This is a genomic window from Deltaproteobacteria bacterium (genome assembly GCA_009929795.1).
In the GTDB taxonomy this organism is placed as follows: domain Bacteria; phylum Desulfobacterota; class Desulfovibrionia; order Desulfovibrionales; family Desulfomicrobiaceae; genus RZZR01.
Genome location: RZZR01000287.1, coordinates 1 through 2,073 on the forward strand (window position 1 = coordinate 1; position 2,073 = coordinate 2,073).

2 protein-coding genes are annotated in these 2,073 nt (G+C 61.0%); one reads left to right on the top strand and one right to left on the bottom strand.

The genetic code is table 11. The annotated features are described in order from the left end of the window. On the top strand, positions 1-1,302 hold a 1,302-nt coding region (locus tag EOM25_14265), incomplete at its 5' end, for a methyl-accepting chemotaxis protein (protein ID NCC26339.1). Positions 1,303-1,400: 98 nt separating this feature from the next. Here EOM25_14265 and EOM25_14270 read toward each other — a convergent pair. Beyond that, positions 1,401-2,006 (bottom strand): HD domain-containing protein, encoded by a 606-nt coding sequence (locus tag EOM25_14270; protein NCC26340.1) that lies wholly within the window; start codon positions 2,004-2,006, stop codon positions 1,401-1,403. Between the last annotated feature and the right edge of the window lie 67 nt (positions 2,007-2,073).

Consider the following 2,073-nt stretch of genomic DNA (forward strand, 5'->3'; position numbering starts at 1 on the left):
CTCTCGGGCCATCTGACGGCCATGGTGGACAAGCTCAAGGAGCAGCTCGGATTCTCCAAGGGCATCATGGACGGTTTGACCGTTCCCTGCCTGGTCCTGAACAACAAGGCCCGGACGAGTTTCGTGAACGTGCCCCTGCTCAAATTCCTGGGCATTGAATCCGAAGATCCGAGTCCGTACCTGGACAAGACCGTGGGCGAGGTCCTCTATCGTGAGCCGAGCCGGACCACGAGGACGGACAGGGTGCTCCAGAGCCGGAAACACATGATCAATGAGCCCATTGAGATCACGGGCCGGGACGGCTTGACCCGTTCAGGTGTTGCCGATTCCGTGCCGCTCTACGATATGGATGGAGAGGTCATCGGGGCCTTCACCACCTACACCGATCTGACCCAGATTAATGAACAGCGTCGTCGGATCGAGACCCAGAACGAGAAGATTGAGCAGGTGGCCCGGGACGCCAGAAGAATCGCCGAGCATCTGTCCTCGGCAGCCCAGGAGTTGACGGCCCAGATCGAGGAGTCGACCCGCGGGGCCGGAGAGCAGCAGGACCGGGCCGGAGAGATGGCCACGGCCATGGAGGAGATGAACGCCACGGTCATGGAAGTGGCCAAGAACGCGGCCCGGGTTTCGGAGCTGGCCCATCAGGCCAAGGACCGGGCCAAGACCGGGGCCGAGGTGGTCGGCAAGACCGTCAAGATCATCAACGAGGTATGGAAGACTTCCCAGACCCTGCAGGAGGACATGGCCGAGTTGGGCCAGCAGGCCAAGGGTATCGGTCAGATCATCACCGTCATCGAGGACATTGCCGATCAGACCAACCTTCTGGCCCTCAACGCGGCCATCGAGGCCGCACGGGCCGGCGAGGCCGGGCGGGGGTTCGCCGTGGTGGCCGACGAAGTCCGCAAGCTGGCCGAAAAGACCATGCAGGCCACCAAGGAGGTCGTTGACTACATTCAGCGCATCCAGCAGAGCACGGTCCGAAGCGTGGAGAATACCCGCAGTTCGGCGAACATCATCAAGGAGTCCACGGAGATGGCCGAACAGTCGGGAACGGCCCTGCGGGAGATCCAAGAGATGGTCGAGAACACCACCGTTCAGGTGGAAGGAATCGCCACGGCCGCGGAGCAGCAGTCCTCGACGAGCGACCAGATCACCTCAGCAACGACGGACGTCAGCCGGATCGCCTCGGAAACGGCCCAATCCATGGCCGAATCGTCCCAGGCCGTGCAGGATCTGGCTCATCTGGCCATGGAACTCAACGAGCTCATTGCCTCCATGCAGTCCGAAGGAAAAAACTGATTCTAAAGGCCCACCAAGGGCCGGTCACAAAAAGAAACGCCCGGATGATCCGGGCGTTTCTTTTTGGCGGGCATTTGTTGTCCTGGAGCATCACCCCTTCATTTGGGGTTGCCGTTGCCCCTGGTCCACCAGGAAGGGTCCGGACCCTTGAACCACCAGTCGGTGTGGTCGGTCTCCATGATGGCCCGGCCTAGCTCCCGTCCCTCGTCGGTTTTCAGCCGGGGCAGGGCGCATTCAAGCCATTTGGCGGCGTAGCGGTTGCCGAGATCTAGCTCCTCTTTGAGGTTCAGCATGAGGTCCAGCTGATCGGCATCCTGGGCCAGCCGACCTTCGAGGGTGGAGCAGGACAGAAGTTCCTCCCACATGGGCAGGATGTCTGCAGCCAGTCCGGTTCCCTCAAGAGCGTGCCTCAGGGCGAGATTCTCGTCGCAGGTATTGTAGATACGGTTCACGTAGTTGAAGTCGCCGATGCGGGCCTCGTGCATGTCATGGAAGAGGCAGAGACACGCGGTTCGGGCAGGGTCGGCTCCGGCTTTTTTGGCCAGGACGAAGCCGATGACGGCGGTCCGGAAACTGTGTTCGGCCACGTTCTCGGCTCCGGTTCCCAGAAATTGATAACCCGAGCGCGGGGTCTTGCGGAGCATGCCGATTTTGAAGAGCAGATCGGCCAGCCGGGGCCAGTTTTCTTGCGTGGTCTCCTTCATGTCGTTTTTCAAGTCCTGTAGGCGGCGTTGATCCGGACGTACTCTTCGGTGAAATCCGAGGCCAGGA